Source organism: Microcoleus sp. Pol1C5 (assembly GCF_036701115.1).
Classification (GTDB): Bacteria; Cyanobacteriota; Cyanobacteriia; order Cyanobacteriales; family Microcoleaceae; genus Microcoleus.
On sequence record NZ_JAUBQE010000069.1, the window covers coordinates 5,748 to 28,543 of the forward strand.

General features: G+C 46.5%; 24 protein-coding genes. 14 read left to right on the plus strand and 10 right to left on the minus strand.

Going from position 1 to position 22,796, the window contains the following annotated elements:
- The 3 genes from QUA23_RS27650 to QUA23_RS27660 form a co-directional block, all read right to left on the minus strand.
- Positions 1-3,539: ELWxxDGT repeat protein (locus tag QUA23_RS27650; RefSeq protein ID WP_333110618.1), on the minus strand; the 3,539-nt coding region annotated here is incomplete at its 3' end.
- A 140-nt stretch (positions 3,540-3,679) separates the two neighbouring features.
- Positions 3,680-4,225 (minus strand): sulfotransferase, encoded by a 546-nt coding sequence (locus QUA23_RS27655; protein WP_333078805.1) that lies wholly within the window; start codon positions 4,223-4,225, stop codon positions 3,680-3,682.
- Positions 4,226-4,234: 9 nt separating this feature from the next.
- On the minus strand, positions 4,235-4,501 hold the full coding sequence (locus QUA23_RS27660) for a sulfotransferase (RefSeq protein ID WP_333078806.1): 267 nt from the start codon (positions 4,499-4,501) through the stop codon (positions 4,235-4,237).
- Between the two features lie 772 nt (positions 4,502-5,273).
- Here QUA23_RS27660 and QUA23_RS27665 point away from each other — a divergent pair.
- The 3 genes from QUA23_RS27665 (at position 5,274) to QUA23_RS27675 (ending at position 8,866) form a co-directional block, all read left to right on the plus strand.
- Entirely contained in the window at positions 5,274-6,800 is a 1,527-nt protein-coding gene (locus QUA23_RS27665; RefSeq protein WP_333078807.1) for a recombinase family protein, read from the plus strand.
- Positions 6,801-6,925: 125 nt separating this feature from the next.
- Entirely contained in the window at positions 6,926-7,810 is an 885-nt protein-coding gene (locus QUA23_RS27670) for a hypothetical protein (protein WP_333110619.1), read from the plus strand.
- A gap of 684 nt (positions 7,811-8,494) precedes the next feature.
- The gene (locus QUA23_RS27675) at positions 8,495-8,866 is read left to right on the plus strand and encodes a hypothetical protein (protein ID WP_333078810.1); all 372 of its coding nucleotides are present in this window, start codon (positions 8,495-8,497) and stop codon (positions 8,864-8,866) included.
- A 288-nt stretch (positions 8,867-9,154) separates the two neighbouring features.
- On the opposite strand, the gene QUA23_RS27680 is transcribed toward QUA23_RS27675, so the two are convergent.
- The 7 genes from QUA23_RS27680 to QUA23_RS27710 form a co-directional block, all read right to left on the minus strand.
- Positions 9,155-9,523 carry a hypothetical protein gene (locus QUA23_RS27680; protein WP_333078811.1) on the minus strand — a complete coding sequence of 123 codons (369 nt, stop codon included), beginning with the start codon at positions 9,521-9,523 and terminating at the stop codon, positions 9,155-9,157.
- Between the two features lie 298 nt (positions 9,524-9,821).
- Complete coding sequence (locus QUA23_RS27685) at positions 9,822-10,064, minus strand: hypothetical protein (RefSeq protein WP_333078812.1); 243 nt, start codon at positions 10,062-10,064, stop codon at positions 9,822-9,824.
- Positions 10,037-10,303 (minus strand): hypothetical protein, encoded by a 267-nt coding sequence (locus tag QUA23_RS27690; protein ID WP_333078813.1) that lies wholly within the window; start codon positions 10,301-10,303, stop codon positions 10,037-10,039. The genes QUA23_RS27685 and QUA23_RS27690 overlap by 28 nt, the downstream gene beginning before the upstream one ends.
- On the minus strand, positions 10,297-13,710 hold the full coding sequence (locus QUA23_RS27695; RefSeq protein WP_333078814.1) for a plasmid replication protein, CyRepA1 family: 3,414 nt from the start codon (positions 13,708-13,710) through the stop codon (positions 10,297-10,299). Before QUA23_RS27695 ends, QUA23_RS27690 begins: the two co-directional genes overlap by 7 nt.
- A gap of 169 nt (positions 13,711-13,879) precedes the next feature.
- Entirely contained in the window at positions 13,880-14,074 is a 195-nt protein-coding gene (locus QUA23_RS27700) for a ribbon-helix-helix domain-containing protein (protein ID WP_333078815.1), read from the minus strand.
- Between the two features lie 554 nt (positions 14,075-14,628).
- Positions 14,629-15,012: a hypothetical protein gene (locus QUA23_RS27705; protein WP_333078816.1), complete on the minus strand. Its 384-nt coding sequence runs from the start codon at positions 15,010-15,012 to the stop codon at positions 14,629-14,631.
- A 62-nt stretch (positions 15,013-15,074) separates the two neighbouring features.
- Positions 15,075-15,332 carry a ribbon-helix-helix domain-containing protein gene (locus QUA23_RS27710; protein ID WP_333078817.1) on the minus strand — a complete coding sequence of 86 codons (258 nt, stop codon included), beginning with the start codon at positions 15,330-15,332 and terminating at the stop codon, positions 15,075-15,077.
- Positions 15,333-15,562: 230 nt separating this feature from the next.
- On the opposite strand from QUA23_RS27710, the gene QUA23_RS27715 reads away from it, so the two are divergent.
- The 11 genes from QUA23_RS27715 (at position 15,563) to QUA23_RS27765 (ending at position 22,246) form a co-directional block, all read left to right on the plus strand.
- On the plus strand, positions 15,563-16,546 hold the full coding sequence (locus QUA23_RS27715) for a ParM/StbA family protein (RefSeq protein WP_333078818.1): 984 nt from the start codon (positions 15,563-15,565) through the stop codon (positions 16,544-16,546).
- Position 16,547: 1 nt separating this feature from the next.
- Positions 16,548-16,784 carry a hypothetical protein gene (locus tag QUA23_RS27720; RefSeq protein WP_333078819.1) on the plus strand — a complete coding sequence of 79 codons (237 nt, stop codon included), beginning with the start codon at positions 16,548-16,550 and terminating at the stop codon, positions 16,782-16,784.
- Between the two features lie 4 nt (positions 16,785-16,788).
- The gene (locus QUA23_RS27725) at positions 16,789-16,992 is read left to right on the plus strand and encodes a hypothetical protein (RefSeq protein ID WP_333078820.1); all 204 of its coding nucleotides are present in this window, start codon (positions 16,789-16,791) and stop codon (positions 16,990-16,992) included.
- Between the two features lie 3 nt (positions 16,993-16,995).
- The gene (locus QUA23_RS27730) at positions 16,996-17,223 is read left to right on the plus strand and encodes a hypothetical protein (RefSeq protein ID WP_333078821.1); all 228 of its coding nucleotides are present in this window, start codon (positions 16,996-16,998) and stop codon (positions 17,221-17,223) included.
- Positions 17,220-17,693, plus strand: coding sequence for a hypothetical protein (locus tag QUA23_RS27735; protein WP_333078822.1), 474 nt, complete (start codon positions 17,220-17,222; stop codon positions 17,691-17,693). Before QUA23_RS27730 ends, QUA23_RS27735 begins: the two co-directional genes overlap by 4 nt.
- Positions 17,694-17,756: 63 nt before the next feature.
- On the plus strand, positions 17,757-18,479 hold the full coding sequence (locus tag QUA23_RS27740) for a hypothetical protein (RefSeq protein WP_333078823.1): 723 nt from the start codon (positions 17,757-17,759) through the stop codon (positions 18,477-18,479).
- 14 nt (positions 18,480-18,493) lie between these two features.
- The gene (locus QUA23_RS27745) at positions 18,494-19,030 is read left to right on the plus strand and encodes a hypothetical protein (RefSeq protein WP_333078824.1); all 537 of its coding nucleotides are present in this window, start codon (positions 18,494-18,496) and stop codon (positions 19,028-19,030) included.
- Positions 19,030-21,078, plus strand: a complete 2,049-nt coding sequence (locus tag QUA23_RS27750) for a hypothetical protein (RefSeq protein WP_333078825.1) — start codon at positions 19,030-19,032, stop codon at positions 21,076-21,078. Before QUA23_RS27745 ends, QUA23_RS27750 begins: the two co-directional genes overlap by 1 nt.
- The gene (locus QUA23_RS27755; protein ID WP_333078826.1) at positions 21,068-21,202 is read left to right on the plus strand and encodes a hypothetical protein; all 135 of its coding nucleotides are present in this window, start codon (positions 21,068-21,070) and stop codon (positions 21,200-21,202) included. The genes QUA23_RS27750 and QUA23_RS27755 overlap by 11 nt, the downstream gene beginning before the upstream one ends.
- A gap of 306 nt (positions 21,203-21,508) precedes the next feature.
- Positions 21,509-21,940 carry a hypothetical protein gene (locus QUA23_RS27760; protein WP_333078827.1) on the plus strand — a complete coding sequence of 144 codons (432 nt, stop codon included), beginning with the start codon at positions 21,509-21,511 and terminating at the stop codon, positions 21,938-21,940.
- 42 nt (positions 21,941-21,982) lie between these two features.
- Entirely contained in the window at positions 21,983-22,246 is a 264-nt protein-coding gene (locus QUA23_RS27765) for a hypothetical protein (RefSeq protein ID WP_333078828.1), read from the plus strand.
- Positions 22,247-22,796 lie beyond the last annotated feature (550 nt).

Sequence of the window (22,796 nt, forward strand, 5' to 3'; positions counted from 1 at the left end):
GGTGTATCTGTTCCCGTTGGTGTATCTGTTCCCGATGGTGTATCTGTTCCCGTTGGTATTCCCGCTGTTCCCGTTGGCATTCCCGCTGTTCCCGTTGGTGTATCTGTTCCCGTTGGTGTATCTGTTCCCGTTGGTGTATCTGTTCCCGTTGGTGTATCTGTTCCCGATGGTGTATCTGTTCCCGATGGTGTATCTGTTCCCGTTGGTATTCCCGCTGTTCCCGTTGGTGTATCTGTTCCCGTTGGTGTATCTGTTCCCGTTGGTATTCCCGCTGTGCCCGTTGGTGTATCTGTGCCCGTTGGTGTATCTGTACCCGTTGGCGTATCTGTGCCCGTTGGTGTATCTGTACCCGTTGGTGTATCTGTTCCCGTTGGTGTATCTGTACCCGTTGGTGTATCTGTACCCGTTGGCGTATCTGTACCCGTTGGTGTATCTGTGTCCGTTGGCGTATCTGTACCCGTTGGCGTATCTGTACCCGTTGGCGTATCTGTTCCCGTTGGTGTATCTGTGCCCGTTGGTGTATCTGTGCCCGTTGGTGTATCTGTGCCCGTTGGTGTATCTGTGCCCGTTGGTGTATCTGTGTCCGTTGGTGTATCTGTGCCCGTTGGTGTACCCGCTGTACCCGATGGCGCGGTTGTCGCAACCGATGCCGCAACATTAACGTTAAAAGTCCCTAAACTACCAGCAACAGCAAGATTGCCAAGTCCATCTTTAACCTCACTTCCTTGCAAGTTAACTGTGTAAATTCCATTGTCAGTATTATCCCAACTTCCGCCTGGGGGAACAAAGGAATAAGTCGCTGTCCGAGGCGTACCATTACTATTAGTATCGACACTGACAAAAGTAGCAGGAATAGCGCCGCCTGACCAATTTATCAAAACATCAGAACTATCTAAGCTGGAAACATCGAGAACATTATTATCGCTGAAAGTGACAGTCAAAGTTTGACTGGTTCCTCCCGCTATCGTCACATCAGCAACACCATTTAAACTGCCAGTGGGTGGTGTTTTGTCAATGTCGTAAATTTGTCCCGTTAAATTACCATTGCCAGCAGTTGCACCGCCTAGTTCCACTCCCAAGCTATTTTTGATGCTGTCATCATCAACTAAATTTAACCCAATTGTACCGCTGCCCGTACCTGTGTTAACTTCCAGTTGGTAAATCTTAGCATCAACAGTTGTTAAAGTGCCAATGGATGCGCCAGTTACACCATTTGGGACTAAAGTAAAGTCAGAAACGTCAACACCTGTAACATCTTCAGAAAAATTAATGGAGTAGGTAGCAGTAGCCGCAGCAGTGGGAGATGGATCAAGGCGGTTGATAGATGTAACTGTGGGAAAGGTGTTGTTATAAGCAACGGTATTGTCTGTACTTGTACTGGCAGTATTGTTATTGCCTGCTGTATCAGTAACGCCGTTAGCTTTGATGCTGGCAATTACATTACCGTTACCTGCCTGGCCGTTGACGGCAATGTTGTAAACAGAACCACTACCTGTGATTGTTGGTGTTAATGTTCCTGTTGCTGTACTTGCAGTTGAGTCGATATCGCTAGCATCAAAACCTTCGACTGATTCGCTAAATGTGACGGTAAAGTTAATAGGTGAAGTTGCAGTTGGATCTGTTTGTGCTGCTGCTTGATTTATAGTGACTGTGGGTGCAAGAGTGTCAATTACTATTGCTTTATTTGCACCCAAAGAGTTAGCGGCTGCGGGTGCAGGCAAGGTGATTGTCGCATCGGTGCTAGCAGCATCTTTAATCGTGCCACCGTTGAGAGTGAGGGCGGCGGTAGTCAAGTATTCGAGGTCGAGGCTGGTATCTCCCGGTTGAACTGTGTAGTCAAAGGTCAAGATGTTAGTGTCGCTACCACTGACGTAGTTGGCAAGTTGGTCGGTTGTGCCTGTTTCTAGTTGTAGTTGAGGCGTGCCAGTGACAGTGACGGCTTCGGAGAAGGTGACGGTGAGGTTAATAGTAGCGCCGAGGCTATATGTGCCGTCGGGGGTGGTAGCACTCACGTTGGTGATGGTGGCGGGTACAAGACCCCACAATTCATTGCCGTTGGTACCGTTATCGGCTGAGAAATAGAGAGTATTGTTGAGGTTGATCAAGTTATAAGGGTATGAAGGGATAGCTCCCGGATAGATGTCTTTAACCAGCACCGTGCCGGAGGTTGTGCCATCGCTTTTCCACAATTCACTGCCGTTAGTAGCGTCAGTGGCTTGGAAATAGAGAGTGTTGTTGAAGTTGATGAAGTTCTGAGGGTATGAACCGGAAGCCCCCGGATAGATGTCTTTAACTAGCACCGTGCCGGAGGTTGTGCCATCGCTTTTCCACAATTCACTGCTGGTAGCGTCTTCGGCTCTGAAATAGAGAGTGTTGTTGATGTTGATGAAGTCACCAGGGTATGAACTGTCACCCCCCGGACTGATGTCTTTAACTAGCACCGTGCCGGAGGTTGTGCCATCACTTTTCCACAATTCACTGCCGTTAGTAGCGTCAGTGGCTTGGAAATAGAGAGTGTTGTTGATGTTGATGAAGTCACGAGGGCTTGAACTGCCACCCCCCGGATTGATGTCTTTAACCAGCACCGTGCCGGAGGTTGTGCCATCACTTTTCCACAATTCATCGCCGTTGGTACCGTTATCGGCTGAGAAATAGAGAGTGTTGTTGAAGTTGAAGAACTCATCAGGGTTTGAAGGGTTAGCCCCCGGATTGATGTCTTTAACCAGCACCGTGCCGGAGGTTGTGCCATCGCTTTTCCACAATTCATTGCGGTTGGTAGCGTCTTCGGCTGAGAAATAGAGAGTGTTGTTGAAGTTGATGAAGTTATTAGGGCTTGAAGAGGTAGCCCCCGGATAGATGTCTTTAACCAGCACCGTACCGGAGGCTGTGCCATCGCTTTTCCACAATTCAGGGCCGTTGGTATCGAGACGGGCTCTGAAATAGAGAGTGTTGTTGATGTTGATGAAGTTATCAGGGAATGAATTGGGAAACCCCGGATTGATGTCGATGAAGGTTAGGCCTAAGATTCCTTGGTAGTTGGTCATTGCTAGGGGGCCCAATGGCAGGAGAGCCTGAATTTTCCCGGTTTTTACTTCTAAGTTCCAGTCGCCTCCTAGTTCTGCATTGCCTGTAATGTTATTCGATGCTGCTACATCGGCTAAAGTTAATTCGCTCAGTTCTTTTACAAATTTGATTCCTGTTTCTCCTGCTGCTACATCGCAGCCGTAGAGCTGGATATCGCCATTTTCTGTTAAGGCATTTCCCCACTGTTTGATCTGAGTGCTGAAAGTTTTTATCTCTTTGTCATTGAGGGTGTCTGTGCCGAGTTTTAAACTACCTGGGCTGCCGTGTGAAAGGATGTGTACGGCTTCAATGCCTCTTTCACTAGCTAGTGCTTGGGTAATTTGTTCAATGCCACTACGCTTGTTATCTAAAATGACTATTTTGGCGTTAGCATCTGCGCCCTCTATCAGGTTTTGATAATTCTGTACAGAAGAGTCAACGAAAATAATTTGCTTGTGGGCGGTAGATGAGTTCATAATTACTGAAATCCTTGATATCTATGGTTTACATCTAAGTTTCGATCCCCCTCGCATCTCCCTTAAAAAGGGAGACTTTGAACGCTCTTCCCCCTTTTTAAGGGGGGTTAGGGGGAATCTAGAGGCTAATGTTTTGCGGCTTATTGAGTTTTCGCTACAATCGCACTAGCACGACTATTTGTTGAATCTGTCCAAAAGGATAAGCCATCAAATCGCTCAAACAAGTCGGGGGGTAAAATCGTTTTTCTCGGTTTAAACTCGACTTGAGCACGCACTTGATGTAATCCTTGTGTTTTCAGTTTATTATCAAATTCCGGTTCTTGATATTCAACATTATCAAAATCATGCTCAAAAGGCTCTTCGCCGAGAAATTGATAAATCAGCGACATGGTTTTAGTCGGCCCTTTGGTTAATAAATCGTAATCTACCAGTAGAAGGACTCCACTCTGCTCGCTATAAAATGCTTCTTTCAGAGCGTTATAAGCATAACCCACTAAACGGGAACCTTGACTTAATGCCTCCGTGCGACTATAAACTGTAGCCCGTTCCGCTGGATTATTAAATAACCTGGAAACATCAAAGGCATTGCGCCGAATCAGTAACTCAATGCTATCCATAATCCAAGCAATGTTTCTGACGCAGCAGATGACTTTTGCTTCGGGAAATAGTTCCAGAATTAATTGCAACTTGCTGCACTAAAGACGATTGGTGTCAAAGATCACTTCTTTTTCAGCTTGCGGGTGGTAATAGGCTGAAAAGATGCTCATAATCAGTGCCCGTTTTTGTTCAGAGGAAATGAACACGGAAAACTCATTATCTTCGCTCATGGCTTCCAACATTCGATCTACTAAACCCCCGACTGGGGAGGTCATAGCGGCGTGAAATCGCGGATTTTGCCGGAGTAATGCTGCGAGTAAAGTAGAACCAGATCGGGGTAGTCCTGATATGAAGTGGGCTTTCACTGACCTCGCGTGGGAATGGAGTTTTGTAGAAGGTTTTAGCAACCATAACTGTTTTTTGAGAAAATTTATATAAAGTTTTCTTTATAAATACCTGTTTAATTAAAGTTTTGATGAAGAGGGGAGAATTTATTAAGTAATCTTACAGAAGAGCCAGCGCGAGGTGGATTATATAACACAAAAAGAATTCAATAGCAAGTAATATTATACTTAATTTTTTTACTCCTCGTGCAGAGTATCGGAAGAAGGGTGTTGCTGATTTACGGTATGAAAAAATAAGTTTAAAAACCAGAAGCTTTGTGGGTACTGGTTTCTATGACTTGCATAGTTAGCCCTTCATACCGTAAATCAGCAACGCCATATAACAATATTTTGTCTAACTTACTTCTTACCTTCGTTTTACTGTAGGTTCGTAGTAAGATAAAAAGCTTCCTTAGTAGAACAAATAACAAAGGGTCTTATTTTGTCTTATAAAGCAGTAAGACATAGTAGTAACACATCTCGAAAAAACCCCACTAAAATAGACACTACAGCTTTCATGCAGTAGCTAGAACACTATAAATGATGATGAATACCAAATTAGCTCAAGTTCATGCTTTAGCTAAGACAGCAAGAAGCCCAACCTATAAGGAGTTAGCCAGGGTCGGGCAGTTTTATAATATCAAGTAAAACTAAGTAAATAACTAAATACCCCGGCTATATTTGTGCAGGAGTTAGTTGATTAACTCCTGCACAAATAATTGCTATAATTAGCTCATAGTTTAGGGCGCTTATTATGAAGCAAATAGTTGTTGGATATGCGAGAGTCTCAACCCGCGAACAAGCGGAAGACAGCAATGCTTTAAAGCAGCAAATTGCTCGTTTAAGAAATGCAGGGGTCGATGATGTCTGTAGGGACGTTGAATCAGGAGCTAACCCAGAACGGGAAGAATTTAATAAGCTCATTGAGGCGGTTAGACGTGAAGAAATTTCCACTATTGTAGCAACTCGATGGGATCGATTAATGAGGGAGGAAACAGCCTACGCGGTGATTAAGGAACTCCTAAGACAACACAAAGTTAAACTGATACTTTTGGATCAGGGAGGAGAAGTGGATCTCAGCACCGCCTCTGGCGAACTCAGCGCTGACCTACAGGCTCTCTTTGCAATTCACGAACGTCGCCAGCTTCGAGAGCGAGTCCAGCGCGGTCATGAACACCGCCGTAGTAGCAAGACTGCTTGGACAAGAGCGCCTTGGGCATATTTCATTGAGAAGGATGATAAAGGTGTCGATAAATATTTCTTAGATAAACGACCTGTGGTCTGCGTGTTAGCAGAACGTCCTGAAAACTACTTAGAATTGTACGATCTATCCAACATTTCAACACCAATCCCTGGCATTAGTAAAGCGGGAATTGCCAGAGAAGCTATTGATTATTTCCTGAAAACTAGGAAACCGCGACAGGTTCTGAATTTTTTGTATGAAAAGTACGGGGTGGAACGCAAACGACATACTAACTTGGTTTTGAGTCCGGAGTTACTTTTTTGGAGTGCAGCTCAAAACTTCGCTGATGAGTGGCTAGGCAATCCAATTTTGCGCGGTCATACCAGTTACTGCAAAACGGATAAATCCAGCAGCAGCAAGAGGGCGACCAAGAAAAAGCCTGAAGAATGGGAGTTACACCTTGATACTCACCCCAATGATCGGTTAATTAGTGATGAAGAATTTGTCGAAATTCAAGCCATCCTACAATCCAATGCCAAGAAGCAAGCAAATCCCGGTAAGACTTGTTACCTAACCGGATTAGTTATTTGCGATCGCTGCGGCTATAAATGCGTGGCAAAGACCGGCCCTGACCATAAATATTATGGGTGCAGGCAATCGGGAATTAGTTGCCAAAACCGCTCCTGCATTCGCCTGGAAAAAATTGAGCAAGCCATTGTTAGTCAATTATTTATCAAAGCCACGTCATGGGAACCGGTACACGAGCAACAGGAAGTTTCTTTCCAATGCCCTCCAGAAGTAATTAAGTTAAAAAAGCAACTAGAAGGGCTAAGAAAACTGCTTGAAATTACGCCGACTGCTGCACTTCAGCAAGCCAGAACTGAATTACTCAAGCAAATTGAAGAAAAAAGTGCCCCCGAAGGAGTAGAAAGCTTTGTGATAGCTACCGCAAAGGAAATTATCTCTCATCCTCAAGCAAAAAAACTTACCTTCTGGTATACCTTGACTCAAGATGAGCGCGACATCGTTTATGAAAAGCTGATCGAGAGAGTTAAGGTAGATGAAGGCAAAGTGATTTCAGTGGAGCTAAAAATTTAGATCGTCAAGGAATATTCTTAGGAGAGGTATAAACGTAGAGGGGTCATACCCTCTCTACCCCACAAGGGGTAGATTCCATATACAGCAGTCCTATAACGATGGGATTTCAGACTTAGGAAGTATTTATGAATTTTTCTCAACCAACCCTCACAGCTTTTCAAGGGGCCGCAGACCGATTCCTGAGTGCCGAAGCACAAGTTCTTAAAACTTGGCAAGGTTGTAGTCATTGTCCAGATCCAGGACTCCAGCTTAGATGCCAAAAATGTCCATACTTTATAGAGCTGGTGTTAGAAATTCAAAAAAAGGTTCAGTCTGAGCCAAAGCAAAAATTTCTGAGCATACTACCGCTGGAACTTGAACAACCTTATTCAGAAGAGTTGCTACAGCAATGTTTAGAACTATATAGTCAGGATAGTCAAAAATATTCTTTGACAGAAATTCAACGCCTTACTGGAATTACTAACCGCGACGTCTTGAGGAATTGGCTGAATAGCAAGGGTTTAATTAAGAAATCAAAAGACTATTCTCAAGCGGAAAGGCAGCCCTATATAGCGCTTTACCAGGAAGGGTTGACTCCAAAAGAAATTGAGGAGACTACAGGACTTTCTGTGGAGTTACTCTATGAGTGGATTAGACAGGCAGGCATCAGCCGAGGCCACAACAGCTATTCCCAAGAACAGAAGAAGGAATGTTTATTTCTATATATTCAAGGTTCTTCCCGTAAGGAAATCGCAACTCTCACTGGAATTCCAATAGATATGCTTAGATGTTGGATCAAACAGGCTAATTTAGGAAAACAGCCGGGTAAAAGATCCGGACCTCCTAAGTATCCGCCCGAGGTAAAACAGGCTTGTTTGGAATTGTTTGCTCAGGGTAAAAGTGCGTCACAAATTGAAGAAAAATTTAACATTTCAGCAACGACAATTCGTGGGTGGTTGCGAGAGGCTAAACGCTTGACACAAGACCTTCCAAACTCTTCTGTGCTTGATAGCGATGGCAAAGATGTCTAAAGAGCGCGGGCTCGATCACAAGGAGAGCTGCACTATACCGATTAGGTTTAGTGACCTGCCATCATAAATGCTCAGACCTGTACCCAAGACTTTTGTGAGGCAGGCTTTTTTGCAGCTATAACTGTGCTTCAACCAGGATTAAGTGCAACTGAGACTGCAATCATCAGTTTTAGCCAGGATTAAGTGCAACTGACAGATGCCCAAGTAATGAAACTTGTTGCGATCGCATTACTGAACTCGTGCATCAGAAGACACCATCCCTGACTTAATAAGGATGCGCTAGTGGGGATGTGCCAATTAGTCTGTGCTACCCCCTACCTAACGACTGTGCCAGTTTCTTTAAATTAAAGACTGGGGGAAACTGGCACGGCTGCGAGACGATCTGACGGCTGGCACGGCTGGCACTGGCAAGGGTTCAAAATGCACCATCTAGCGAGGTGTGTGGGGTTTTGGGGGATTGCACATTAAGGACGGCTGGCACTGCCACAATCGCACCATAGACACGGCTGGCACGGCTGGCACGGTCTAGCGGTTCGGAGCGGTCGGAGTGGTGGCGGTCTAGCTTTTTTGTGTCACGGGTCTATATGTAAAGAGTTGATGTTTAAGTATATTTTCGGTTGACGTTGAACTAAATAATTGATTGAATAGAAAAAGATAAGTTTTTCTCACTACGCAAAATAAACAATGTTTAAACCTTTAATAGCTGTTTTCTTTTCTCTAATCTTACTTTTAGGAGGTATGGGAAAGCCTGCTTACGCCAGCTCAGGAGTGCTACCATTGATGAATTTTGAAGGTGGAAAAACTGGTGTCGTACTTGAGGTAGGTTCGCCAGCTTTAGAGGAGTTCCTTACAAATTCTCTTGTAAAGAAGTCTGTCGAATCAGCAGTAACTTTTGGTACTGTAGTAGTTATATGTTTTACTGCTAATACTGTTGCTACAACGGTTTTCCCTCCTGCTGCTGTGATATTACCTTACTGCCCTGCTGTAGGAGGTTTTGCTCTTAAAGAAGCACCTATCAATGGATTCGTGAAAGAGATTTTTAAGTTTGCTCATTAGAGTTTATTTAAACTAAATTTTGGGTTATATTTAAACTAGCCTACTAATTAAATTAGTAGGTTTTATTTATATTTAATACTTCTAAAGATACGCATTTGTATAGCTACCTAATAAGCCGATTGTCCCAATTTCTCCGTGGTCAGCACCGAAAATTTGAGCAACAGCAATATGCAAAATTATGCCTAATTATGCAAAATTATGTGTTCGCCCCTGGTTATCTCTTCAATTCTGAAACGGAAGAGGCAACCACTGACAGAAGCTATGGGCGATCAGCTTTATTAGCTTTTGTTAGAAATTGTTAGCTTTTATGCCTTTTCCGGTTGTTGCCGGAGAACTCACAAGCTGTTTGAACTGGGCAAATTCCACCATCCGCCGACGATCGCCAAAACATCGGTGGATGCAAGAAAGACCCGCGTCGGTTGCCTCCGCAAAATCCTCCTCAATAGCTGAAGCTACGGCGCGAGATGGGTAGCCGATCGCCTTTTGGATTGTATAAGTTCCGTCGTGGGCGATCAAGTCGCTCGCTCGATACCCAGGTACAATGGGAAAAGTTGTGGCAATTAATGCCTGTACTGCCACAAAAGCCGCCACAACAGCAGGAGCAATGTGAGCAATCGGCACAGTCGAAGAGCGGGTAACAATCAAGCTACTTGACACCTAGGATTCCCCATTCATAAGGGTGCATTATTTTTTATCTCCACGTAAAAGTCAGGTTTTGTACGGACAAAAACATTGCTTGCTACCGAGAAAGAACAGCTATAACCAGCCTCAACAAGCAAAGGCACGAACAGCACAAAAAAGCAGCAATTTGACCTAAAAATTCAGGCGTTTGCAGGATATTTTCGGGTAAATACAGGTAGAGTGGAGTCCCTGCAAAAGCCTGCATTTTCACTGATTTTGTACTGCAAACGCCTGATTTTATACTGCAAGTGCCTGACTTTAGGGCACACAAAAATTAGCTAATTTTTTTGGTGGAGGCTTTGATCGACGGTGCGGGGAGTTCGCTAAAATATTTGGGGCAACGGGCGACCAATTCCTGAAAATCTAGGAAGTGCCGATCGCCCACAACCCCCACTAATTCCGCCTCATCAAATTCGCCACGATTGATCGCCTGCTGCAAGTCACAATCAACACCCGCCGCTACACCGGGAGACTGCCAGCCAGTAGCTTCTAGAATCCGCCGTGCAAAACTCTGCACAATTGGCGGCGGGGCCAATAGTTCGCGGTATTGGGTTTGCTATGATTCGGTAGGTCACGCCAGATTTGTGTGCGCTCGGCGTGGCCAGCTTCGCAGACTTTTTTGAGGATTCCGGCGACGTGACGAGCTGTTGGGCGATCGGCTGTGGCAATTGCGGCGCGGATAAAGCCTAAGCACTCGGCGTGAATGGCGGGATCTTGCTGTGCGGGCGCTCTGGACTGTTGGGTAGGTTCTAGCATGATGCGTCCTCCCAGCGGATTTGATGCGGCCATGCCAGCGTTTCAGTCCAGCCGCCAACTTGCTCTATCAGCATTCGCAACTGAGCGCCGTCTGTGGTGGCAAGGAATCTTGCCCGCACCCATTCCCGCCCCCAACGCAAAACCCATCCCAGCCTAACTTTACTTGTCAGTGGCCCCGTCTCAGCCGACACCTCGCCTGCCGTCGTATTTTCTGGGGTGATTTTTGTCATAGATGGTTCTATTTTAGTATTAATAAAATCAGCACCATCTATGACAGCATCTAAAGCATATGGCGTGGGAGTTTCAGTCGTTTTTGCCGCAGCCTTTTTAGCTTCGACTTTCTGGCTCATCCTGACCGCTGTCAGAGCAGAAAGTTCGTGCCAATTTTCGGGTAGGGAGCATACGCGGATGGGGCCTTTTTTTGTTAACTTTGTTGTGGCTTCAGGCTGGTAGTGGTAGGTATAAAGTCGTTGTTTACCTTCCCCCCTGGTTTGCCGACTGATTAGCGACACGCCGATAAGTCTCAAAAGTCGGTTAACGTACTTGATGCCGCTCTTGCCGGGATTCCCTAATATTTTTGCAACATCCTTATTTTTTCCCCATTTCAGAAACTCCTGGATTTCGGGAGATTCCTCAGACCAAGTGCGATCGGGGTCTAAAAATTGCCTAAGCTTAAGCTTGCTAAGAGTCTTAAGCTTGAGCCAGCGCGAGTTATGGTCTGATAGAGAACTTTCGAGCTTTCCTGTCTTCCATTTGCCCTTTTGTAAAAGTTCAGCCTCTTCTGGGTTGTTGAATAGCCACGCGGCTTCAAGTTGGGTTAGGAGCGATCGGTCATCAAACCTGACCCGGTGTACAAATTGCCAATTCCAAAGTTCGGTATCCTCAACCCCCGGTAATTGGGTCTTAAGTCGGCATTTTTCCGCTTGGCATCTTTCGGGCCAGCTTGCTTTGTTGCTGCGGGATATTTCCTGTGCTTCCTCTAGGGATATGTCAGGAGCCTCGAAAATGTCCTGCGCCTCTTTTTCCTTACAGAGAATCTTGTTTTTGAGGTGGGTGCCTGATTTATCAATCCCGATTGACGGGCGATCGACTTCGTACCCATCCGCCATTAAAGCTTGCACGAGAAATTCTCTTAGCTCAGATTTCTCTAGATTCTCCTGTGCTTCAAAGTGGCAATAAGCTTTAAAAAGTGGGTCTGAGTATTGGCGCTCAAGTTGGATCTTGATATCCTCCATATATTCTTCGGCACCTAATAATCCCTTCTCAATGTCAATATTTAATTGAATTTGAAGGTTGATTTGACTGGCATAGTAAGAAGTGCGCTCGGAGTTTTGAAGCCCAAAGCCAGGACATAAAATAGAGATTCCATTAAGAGGATGTCGCACCCGCCGTAGCATCTGAATCAAGGAATTTACACCCAAAACCCCGCAAAATAAACCGAACACGTCGGTACACCATTTGAGAATGCTGATATCAATGCCGTTTTCAAGAGTTGGGGTATAGATAATCCAGGCCGGATTATTTTTCTCAATCCAAGCATCTGGGTCAGTTTGGAATTCAACCTGATCGGGGTCTGTCGAGTTTTTGGAACAAATAAGCAAGCCCTTTCCGAATCTCTCTGTGAGAGTAATGGCAAGGGCTTCAGCTTCCGGCACAGAAAAATCAGTTGCTATTGCGGGGCAACCGGAGTTTTCTATGAGGTTGATAAAAGCCTGTTTTTCGGCGGCTGTTGGTTTCCCGCTCTCAGTCTCGAAAACGCGGACTTTCGGGCAATTCCCCTTGTATTCGTTCAAATGCTTGATTACCCGCTTGTTCCCGGCAATTTTCGCGACCATTGAGACTGTATAGTCGGTGAGGTGCCCGTCTAGTAAGATAATCCGATCGGCATCCTGGCACCCCTGACTAAATCGCTCTTTGATAGCTTCCCGATCGCGCCTCAAGGTGGAACTCATCAATAAATGCCTGAGAACGCTTTCTGCTTCGTCAAGAATTATTGTTGCCCCCTCAAAAATCTCAGGAGGAAGTTTGAGCAAAGAATCAAAGCACAGGCAGAGTCTGGCGTTGGGGTCTTTGAACATCTGATAACCGTTGTGGGCGTTGAGATGGTAAAACCCACATTTCTCGGCTGTCTGTAGTAGCAAACCGTTTCGACTTCCTAAAACGATGATTCTGCCTTCTGGATTACTAGCAATGATATCTTTGAGCCATTGAGTCTTGCCCGTCGCTAAACCACTTAAAATGCCCGTAATTGTGCCGGAGGCTGGTGCGGAGGCGTGAAAATAGCGCGAGTTAATGCCTTGATCGGGAGTATATTGCCGATTGCGTCGCCATTGGGCTTCAATCCTTAGCTTCTGGTAGTCTTTAGCTCCCGATAGAAGTGCATCTACATCACCGCCTGCCACAGCAAAATCATCAATCCCTTTGTGGGGGCCGGGGAGAAAGGCAATTTTGCAGGCAACGTTAGCAAAAAGTCGAGATGTCGTGCTGGCAGCTTTAAATTCTGGGGTTTCAAAACAATTTCCGTCACGGTAGTCGAAGGTAAAAAATACGATACGTCCTTTGGTATCAAAGGGTTTGAGCGCTTCGTGCAGTTCGTGGGCAATTGCTCTTTGATATTGCGTCCCGTCTTTTTTGGTTATGGTTTCGCCGCGCTCGGTTACTCGATAACCGGTTGTAATTCCTGGTAGACCGATCGCCGCCCATCCGCGAGAAATTAACAAAGCCGCTTTTTTCTCGCCTTCAGTGATGACGATCGGGCAACCGCTACTCTCAGCCCAATCCCAAAATCCAATCCATTCCCCGCCCAATCCAATTACGGGAAATTCTGGCATGGGTAAGCCAGCTTTTTCGGCTATCATCCTCCCAACTCGACCCGTAACAGCGGGGAAGAATATTTCTAAAGGCTTGCCTTTTGGCTGGTGGTACCGACGCTCTTTGCCTTTTTCATCTAACGCGATCGTCGCGCCTGTGAGTTGGCGAAAACGGCCATTCGCTATCCAGCCACCAGCAGCAGGGCCCGCAGACCGAAAAATTCCTTTTGATTTGATACTGCCGTTTCTGGCGTCCCTCAATGCTCCACATAGATCGGAAGGGAGCCAAAATTTGCCTTTGTAAAAATATCCCGCGTCGCCGGTACACCGAGCAAGATTCCGGGCGGCCTCTACACTGATACCGCTGTTGTTGGTCTTATCACTATCGGCGAAAATCGGCTCATATACAGCGGTTCCGATCGCAGAGGGGAAGTTCAGATCGTAGATTTCGGGGGCAACTCCTGATCGCACCACAACATCCTCGTAGCAGCGGTGATTCACATATTCTGCGTAATCTTCGCCAAAATTATCTAAACTTGCCGAATCCGGGAATGAATCTTGACTAAACTTGTCTGATTTTGGTAGAATGGTAGCCATAGCGGGGTTTTCCCTGAGAAAGTTGACCCGCTACACATATAGAAGAGAGGCTTTGACGACAGATTGGCGACTGTTTATGCTGTGCAACCTGGGGTTGACAGAATAAGTTAGTATGAAAGTAAGAATTATTTTTGTTTCGCTGCCCCTCTCTAAAGGTGTAGCGTTTTTTTTATGCTGTGAGCGCTTCTTTGTGCGATGAACTGATTTTGTTGCTCTGTGCGTGAAAGTTTTTGAGATAAATTGCCAGAGCCTTCCGCACGAATTCAGACCGATTAACTCGGCTTTGCCAACACGCTTCGTCTAGTTCGGCTAGTAATTCGTCACTAATTGTGCAAGTCATTTTCGTTAGTGAGCTGCGAGTCATAATTCCTCACAAAAAATGTTGTTGCCTCCATCTTACATTAGGAATTACAGTTGCGATCGAAAAGCTCAAACCACTTTCTCAATCATTTTTAACGTACTAGCTCTAGCTAGAGGAATAGGTAGCTAAATGTATAGACAATGGCAAGTGTAACCCAAACTTTACACCCCGAACACTGAGAGGTGTTGGCAGTCTAGGGACTTGTTGCCTAGATGCTGTATAGCATACGGTTTTTGCGAACTCATTCGATCTAGACAACTTCTTGTAATGTTGTCAATTACAAGCGAATTAGTAAGTTTTATACTAATTCGCTTGTAATTGACAACCCTTGGCACCCCTGACACACTATGACCGATTTCTTAATAAAACTAATTTACGAGTCGCGTACTCGCGAACTATTTTTCAAGTTTTCCTAGAGTTTTCTAAGGTTTCTTAGAATCAGCGTTTGATTTTCTTTGCCGCACCGCTAGACTTTCTCGCGAGTGCGAGTATTGCTCGCGAGTGCGGGTCGGCAGGGCGATTGACCGCACAACCCCAACTCCCCAAGAGCGATCACTTCAATTTTGCCCGCCACCGTTGCCTCGGTTTCGGAGTTGGTTGTTGAGGTACTGCCAGAGGTCGCGGATTTCTGTTTGAATGATTCGCATTTGCTCGCGCCATTCGTTGTGCTGTCGAGAAACCAGCCTCAACGCTTCTTGATGACTCTGGATTGCTGAAGCTAACCCCTCAAAACGTTGGGTCAGTCGGTCTATCGCAACTGTGTTCGCTTGGGTCTGAACTTCTAGCCGTCCGATCGCCTCGCTGTTTGCCTGCTGCTGCATGGCAATCCGGTCAACGCGATCAGTCAGTCGGTCAATGGCGGTTGTGTTTGCCTGTTGCTGAATGGCTGTGGTTGCAAGGATTGCTTCTATTCGGTCTAGCCGATCATTGGAACTGTTCATTTTGTTTCTTTATTCAATAGTTGATGCTCTTGTGTGCCCATTTTGTGGCTCTTTCAAGTCTTCTATTTTTTGCCTTGTCGCTTGGTTGTTGGCGGGACGGGTTCTGTTTTGGATGCGGGTTGAGGGTCGGCAGGGCGATCGGCAGAATCAGCCAAATCACCCTCAACATTTTTTAGAGAATGGCGCTTCCAATACTCTGCAATTGCTTCTCCTAAAAGGATTGCTGCCATCTGACTTTTAGTCCGCATTTCTCGGCTAGCTATCTCATCTAAGGCTTCCCAAGTTTCATCGGGAATAACAGCATTTAGTTTTCTACTCATTAATTCATATTCCATATTCTCCCTACCATCATCCTATGTTCTGTTATGTTCTGTTGCCTTCAGTTTTAAGCCTACCATGTACGATCATGATGTGATGTGATATGATAGGCAGCATAGACGCAATAAAGCCAGTTCCGAGCGTAAAACGTCCCAACGTACCAGCCTGCGAGGTTGCCCGGAAAGTAGCTCTAAAAGCGTCTCAAAACTTTATCCCACAAGGGACCCGAACCATGACAACTTCATACAAAGCAGCCACTTATGGCGGAATCCAGCCACACAGAGCCTTAGTGCGAACACAATTGGCAATTGACCCCGGTAATCGTTTTACAAAATGGATCGACTGTCAGACAGTGCGATCAATACCGTCTTACGTTAAAGAGTTGGCGGACTGGGAAGAAGGGGGCCATGATGCCACCAGCTACGAGGTTGAGTTCAACGGCAAGCGATACCTAGTAGGCAGGCTCGCACAGTTAATGGGCGGTCGTCCAGCATTTGAGGAAGGCAAGGCAGAACTGGCGCACCTTCTGGTGTTGCCCGCGCTGGCTTCAGATTCCCCGCAGCGGATTGAAAAGCTCATCATTCCTACTCCCGACAGTCGCAACCAAGTCACAATCTCAAAGCTCAAGGAGTTGGAGGGAACTATTGAATTCACTTGTAACGGGCATGACTGTCTTACAACAGTAAGACTCATTATTCCTACTGATGAATGCCGTGGTGCTTACGATTTGGCGCTCGGACGGCAAATGTGGCGCTATCCGCAGAACCCCAACGGCATTCTTGATATTGGCGGGGGAACTGCCATCGCCCGCTTATTCGCCCCCGGTGGCGCGCTTCTGCGGGACGCTGATATCGTCTTACCGGGAATGTCTTACGTTGCCCAACGGATAGCGGCCGCAATCTTGCCCCGACTTGGCAGTACCGCAGATGCTGGCTTAATCATGGATGCAGTCGCAGCAGGTCATTGCAAATACGGCAGCACTGACATTGATTTCTCTCAGGAGTTTGTCGCTGTCCGCGATGCCTGGATTTTAGATATTCGCACCAAGCTCAAGTCAAATTGGGCGAAGTATTTGCCTAGTTTGGGTGAGTTGGTAATTATTGGCGGTTCTGCCAGTCTCTTGCAGTCCATGTGCGAGGCATCCAAGGGGCGCTTTAAAGTTGCGCCAAAACCCCAAATTTTTAATCTGTACGGTTTACAAAAGGAGGGTAATTAATATGGCTCAAATTCGGGCAGTCATGCCCACAAAATTTGTACCACTCGCTGATGAACTACTTGATGTGACTGGCGTTGCCGATTACTCCACATTAATTACCCTGTTGCTTTCACGATACGGCAATCACCTAAAAAGCACTTGGCAGCTTGACAATTCACTACCATCTGCACCAGCAATTGCTCAGCCCATTGCAGAAACACCAACAGCACCCGAACCGTTTACACAATTGGAGTTTTAATCAAATGGTACGCATTATCAACGGCGTTGTTTTTGAAGATGGCAAACCCGGTAAGCGGGTCATCAATACTCAGGGCGGTAATTACGTCGAAAAGATTGAGGGAGATTTCATTGCAGGCACGGTTATCAATCATTCAACGCCAACCCCTGAGCGCAAAGATTTGTCAAAGGATGGCGAAGCGATCAATGTTAATTCTGAGGAGGTTTAGACGATGCTTGATGATGATCAAATCGACAAAAACTTAACCAAGATAATGGTTGGAGGTGCGCTGGTAGGGGGCGCTTTCGTCTTCGCAGTTGGTTTTGACACGGGCTACCAAGCTGGGGCAAAACGAGTTTCAGAGCCGACAATCATTCACGGCAACGTCACGATTAACAACAGCATTAATTTGAATTCAAACGATGCTGGAAGTGTAACCAAACAGGAGGAAAAAAGATGATTACCGATGAAGATTTAACCCGGATCGACCTCTCGGACTTCTGGGAAGACACCGACACCGACACTGACACCGACGACGCCCCCACCTTCCCGACAATCGAGCCTGACTACATCAAGCGCCATATAGATCGCATTCCCGTTTATGGCGACGATTCTCGGTATCGGCTGGCATCCCATTTAGATATGTTCGAGAATCTCAGTCCAGACCGCACTCTAACCCCGGAGCAACGGCAAGCTGTTGATAGTTTCGCGATCGGCTACCAGTATCAAGCCGAGGCTGAGCCAGACTCCGAGATGGACTTCCCTGAGTGCCAATATGTATTGCTGGGTCTTGATTTTGGAACGGCGATCGAACTCGGAGACAGTTGGCGGCGGGGCGAATTTTTGCCCGATATCGGGCATCCTGCGAGCGATCGACTAAGTGACCGACTCAACCAAATGACAAACCGACGGGACGCTCTGGACAAGTAACCCGCCGGCCTGTAAACCTCTCCTAGCTTGCGCTGGGAGAGTTCTATCTAAGGAGATTGTACTATGGATTTTGGACGTAACGACAGCAGTAGCATAGCGATACGCAATCCCGCAGCCGGACACAGCCCATACATTGACGAAAAAGCGGGAGATTGGGCTGACACAGAGGCTGACATTCTTTCGTACTTGTCGGATGTCACGAAGCTTGAAGCGATGGCAGATAAAGCTGCCAACGCAGAACAGCTTGCCCTAGTTTTGGAGCCGTTTTTGGATAATGCGGAAACCTATCTGGAAGCGCTGGGAAAAATCGCTGATGGACAGGTTACTTGGACGGAAATTCGGAAGAAATTCGGCTCCAAAGTCGGGAATGCCATCGCTAAAATCCGCAAGCTCAATGCGGAATTCGGCTCGGAGATGGAGCAACTAGACGCTAAAGACCGTGCAGCGATGCTGAAGATTGAAACCAAGCGTCAGCACGGACTAGCCGAGATTGCTTCCGAGCTCACGGGTGACTTACAGGCCGAGCTGTGGCAACACGAGAATAAGATGGATGCCATAGCAAATAAGGGTGAGGTTGCAGAAAAAAGGCAAACCATCCAAGAAACACTTAAGGAAAAACGCCAAAACCTACTCAAACGGGCAACAGTTGGGTCAGATAAAGGAACTCAAGAAAAAATCCCAGTTGTCATCGGATCGGGCAATCTCTCCAACGGTGTCTCGGCAACGGGTACACCTAGAGGATTCGGGGGCTGGTTTGCGAACGTAATGAACTTCAACAAGCGGTAAAGGAGAGGGGACTTATGCACGAATTCATCGGGGCCAGTCCCCTTTCCTTTGTGGGAGGGGGCATTCAGCAGCAACAACAACAGCAATATCAGCAAGTTACAGCACCAACAATTGACCAACCGCAGCCAGAAGAAACTAATGCCGAACGCCACTACCGGGATGCTGCTAATTTCTGCGAAGTCGTAGCACCCACAGCTATTGGTTCAGCAGTGGTTTTCGGCTTCCATACCATGCAAGTCGCAGGCGGGTCGGTGTTTGCAATTGGCCTCTATCAAATCTATTTAGCGGCCAAGATTACTGGGCAATCGCAGCATCGCCTATCTACCGCAATTGTTGGCGGTGGCGTAACACTCGGCATGATTGCTAGCCTTGCCGAACCAGTAGGGGAATCGCAACAAGCAAGCGATGCAAAAGCGCGTCTAGCGACAGGGATTAAAGAGCTTCAGGTAGTCAAAAGCCCTACTCCCAACTACTTCGATTACTTGCCATCAATTGCGCTTGTAGCTATCGTTTTTTGCTTAATTTTCAAAGTTAAAGGAGGGAGCAAATAATGTCGCCATTGACAAGCAAACACGCTCAACTCTTGAAATCTAATCGTGCATTGCTTCTGACATTTGAAAGCTTCCCAATTGCGGGTAAGTTGTCGGCTGTGGCTCTAGCGCTTGTACTGGGAGTTTATGGGGGCATAAATGCGCTGAGAGGAACGACCAGCGACATGGTGCAGGTCTGTATCCGTAACAAACAATCACTGCAATGCGCTGACAAGGCAGGCAAGCCCTACATCATGACCAAGTACCACGCAGAACAGTGGAAGGCAAACGGCATCCCCGGTGAGGTGGTTTTCAAGGACACAATACCCGCCACGAATCCACACAAAGCGCTATGGATGGCGCTTGCTGCTGGTAGCTTTAGTGTTGCCGGAGTGGGTTTAAGAAGTTTGCAGGAATCCGAACGCCAGCTTGCAAACTATGAAGCCATCGCAGAGAAGCGCGACTTGGCAAAAGGTCAACTGGCTGCTCGTACCGAATTGCTGGAAGATTATCGCACTATGGCCGTCGGAGAAGTTCGCTTACAGGGTGAGTTGGAAGCCGTCGCGAATGACTGTGCCGTGGTTTTGAAACAGTGTGAAGTTTTGGGTGAAGCCGATATCAGAATTGCTCAACTGGATGCTGAGGAAGCCGTCTTTGAGGCAGAAGTTGCAGGTTTGCCAGAGGACAAAAAGCGAGAATATATAGACTTTTTGCGGAAACAGAAAACTCCTTTCCTGCTGACTGGGACACAAACACTCGACAGCATTAGTTACCCTGGCGACAAAGTAGAAACTGGTTCAGCGTCAGCAATTGAGCCGAATTCTAACCTTCAGATAGCTCGACAAATAGCCAATAAAATCTTAAATTCTTTGGTAGCCATCAATACCTCAATCTTTCTGGCTGGCCCGACTCGCTGTGGAAAAACTCACACTTTGCACAAGTGGTTAGGAGAAGTAAATACGCAGTTTCCACAAGGGGAAATCTACGTGATTGCCCAGAAATATGAAGATTTCCCCGGAGTTCCGAGAAGTCGAATTATGATATTCGACCCGGCATTTCCAGAGGAATCAATGAGGTTCCTGGATGTGGTCTATGAGAAACTACAAGCCCGGAAATCAAAGCCAGCAACCGAGGAAACCTACCGGAATCATCCAATCAAATTAATACTTGAGGATTGGTTTGCGACGCACCAGTGCTTAGTCCAAAAACGCAATGCACAGCTATGGGAAGATAAGGCTTCCAAACTAGGAAGCATTGCTACAGTTGGGGGTCAGTATAACGTTGGGTACTTCATCTGTACCCAAACATTTAACCTCGCATCCAGTGGCGTTGCTGACTCGAATATTCGCCTCAACTTGGCGCTTATAGCGCAAGGTTTGGTGAGGACTAAAGCCAACGGCGAGCAGCAGGGGTCTTATGGGGTGATTGAGCAAATGCTGAACAACCAGAAAGTCTTTGCGGGTAAAAGCGATAGAGATAGACTGACTTTAGATTTAAGCCAATTAATTCCTATCTCAATGACTGAACAAACCCCAATAATTCTCTCTACAATTGGCAATCCAGAGCTAGGTCTGATGCCACAAATTGAAATTAACCAACCGCCATTTAATGAGGTTTTTAGCAACAACAACTCCACAGAATCCACAAGCGATTACTTTAACCGCGTCTACAAAATGGAGTTTGATTTGGGGGACAAAAAGCTATCTGACAGTCAGGCTGACAGCTCGCCATCTGACAGCAATGGAATTCAGTCAGACGACTCAAAACCCCTGTCAGATAAGGTGTCAGGCTTTATTTGGACTGTCAGAGCCTTTGGTCAGATGTACCCTAATGTGGCTCCTGAACAGCTATTTCAGTCAGTGTCAGAGGCTGCTCGGCAAGGGCAAAAACCCAGAGACATTATTAGGTCAATTTTGAAATGTGGCGAGAAAAACAACCACCCAACACGCAGCTATACACAGCACGGGAAAACGCTGCTCAGATGGCTGATTGAGAATTACGATGATGGGAAAATTTCGCAGTTACCAAAAATTCAAGAGTTTCTAAGGAGTAGCAACGATGCTCAGTAAGTTATTGCGGCTCGTGCCGGACTTTATTCTTGACCCAATTTATGACGCAATTTTTGCTGAGTTTGTGAGACGGGGAAACATCATCCTGGAAGAAGACGGCTGGAACAACGACGACAGAAACTAACCCGCCCCAACTCATTAGCGCACAACTAACAAGAGAGCGATCAAACATGAAATTAAAGAAAGGCGAGCAAATTCACATCTCGAATTGGATAATGAAAAACCACAGCCAATCTGCGAATTTTGGCTTTGTATCGAGCAATAAAAAAGAGGAGCCAGAATCAAAGATTATTGAATATCCCGGTGCTTGGCTCGTGGTAGCTCCTGCGTCGGTAGCTTTCGATAATGAAGTGTGCAAATGCTGCCAACGCATATATAGATTCAATCATCTTGGCGCTCGTGCTCAGTGTGAATGCCGAGGGGAAGAGCAATGAATACTTACTTAATTTCAGTCCGTCCGACGTGGGCCTCTGCCTTCTTCCTCTCCCACAATCCAAAGGCGATCGAACTCAGAAAAGGAAGCTTTGGAGCGTCCCTCCAACCTGGAGACACGATCGTAGTTTACGCAACCTTGCCAGAGGGAAAGGCGATTGGCACAGTCAAAGTGGTGAAGCGCGAATTGCTGACTGTCGATCGACTTTGGCGGGCGTCGCAACAAGGCAAACTGGCTAAGGTATCGCGGGCTCAACTTGACGTTTACTATGCCAATCAAGAATTGGGTATTGGTGTTTGGGTTGATGCCGCCGAACTCTTGCCAAGCCCGATCACCCTTTCCGAACTTCGGCAAAGCTTTGGCGATCGCTGGCAGCCTCCCCAACAGTTGCAAAGGTTAAGCAATGAACAGCGAACGCTACTTTATTAAAGTGATTTAATTGAAGCGAACGAAAAACTACTCGAAGGAAAAATGAGACCATTCCAACACCGAATTTTGGCACACGTACCTGATAGATTCTTACCACAAACAAAATCAATAATCCTAGTAATGGTGCGGAAAACCTACACCAAAGGCAGCGATTTGAAGAAGGAAGTAGAGGATGCTATCGAGCTATTTGAAGCCGAAGGTTTTCCGCTTGCTGTATGCCCGAAATGCGAAGGCTGGGGGTGCAATTACTGCAATTTTGAGGGGGCTTATGATCCAAGCGAGAAAGAGCCGGACAGCACGAACTAGATGCCCCTAAACATCGTAAACGCTCACATCGCCCACCAACCAAACCAAGCGCTACTGTGTTATCAGTGATTTGAAAAGTAAACTCTTTGGTATCCAGCCAGAGGGTTTTTAATACGAAGGTGTCGTCACTGTCACTTGTCAATTCTACCGATCGCCCCCACAACCAGAGCCGCTACACTGGGGTTAATTGGGGCAATCCTATTGCCAATTACCAATTACCAATTATCAATTACCCCGATTTGAATCCCCCGGCATCCTGTCGGGGTTTTGTTTTGGGCAATCGCACATTCATAGCCGCCCTGCCCTGATCGCTTCTGCCCTTTTTGCGCCAGTTCTTATAAAGTTAAAATCCAAGTTGGATAAGGTTTTGACGGTTTATGTTGCACTCTTTTACACGGATCTCGGCTCAATGCCCGATTGTCTCTTGCGCTATTGTACCCGATGGAGTCACAATCGTAGCGGGCGACGCATATGGTCGCGTATATTTCCTGCGACTCGAAGGGATTGCTGAGTATTTAGAAAAGGGGATGGCGTAAGATGGGAGAATTTG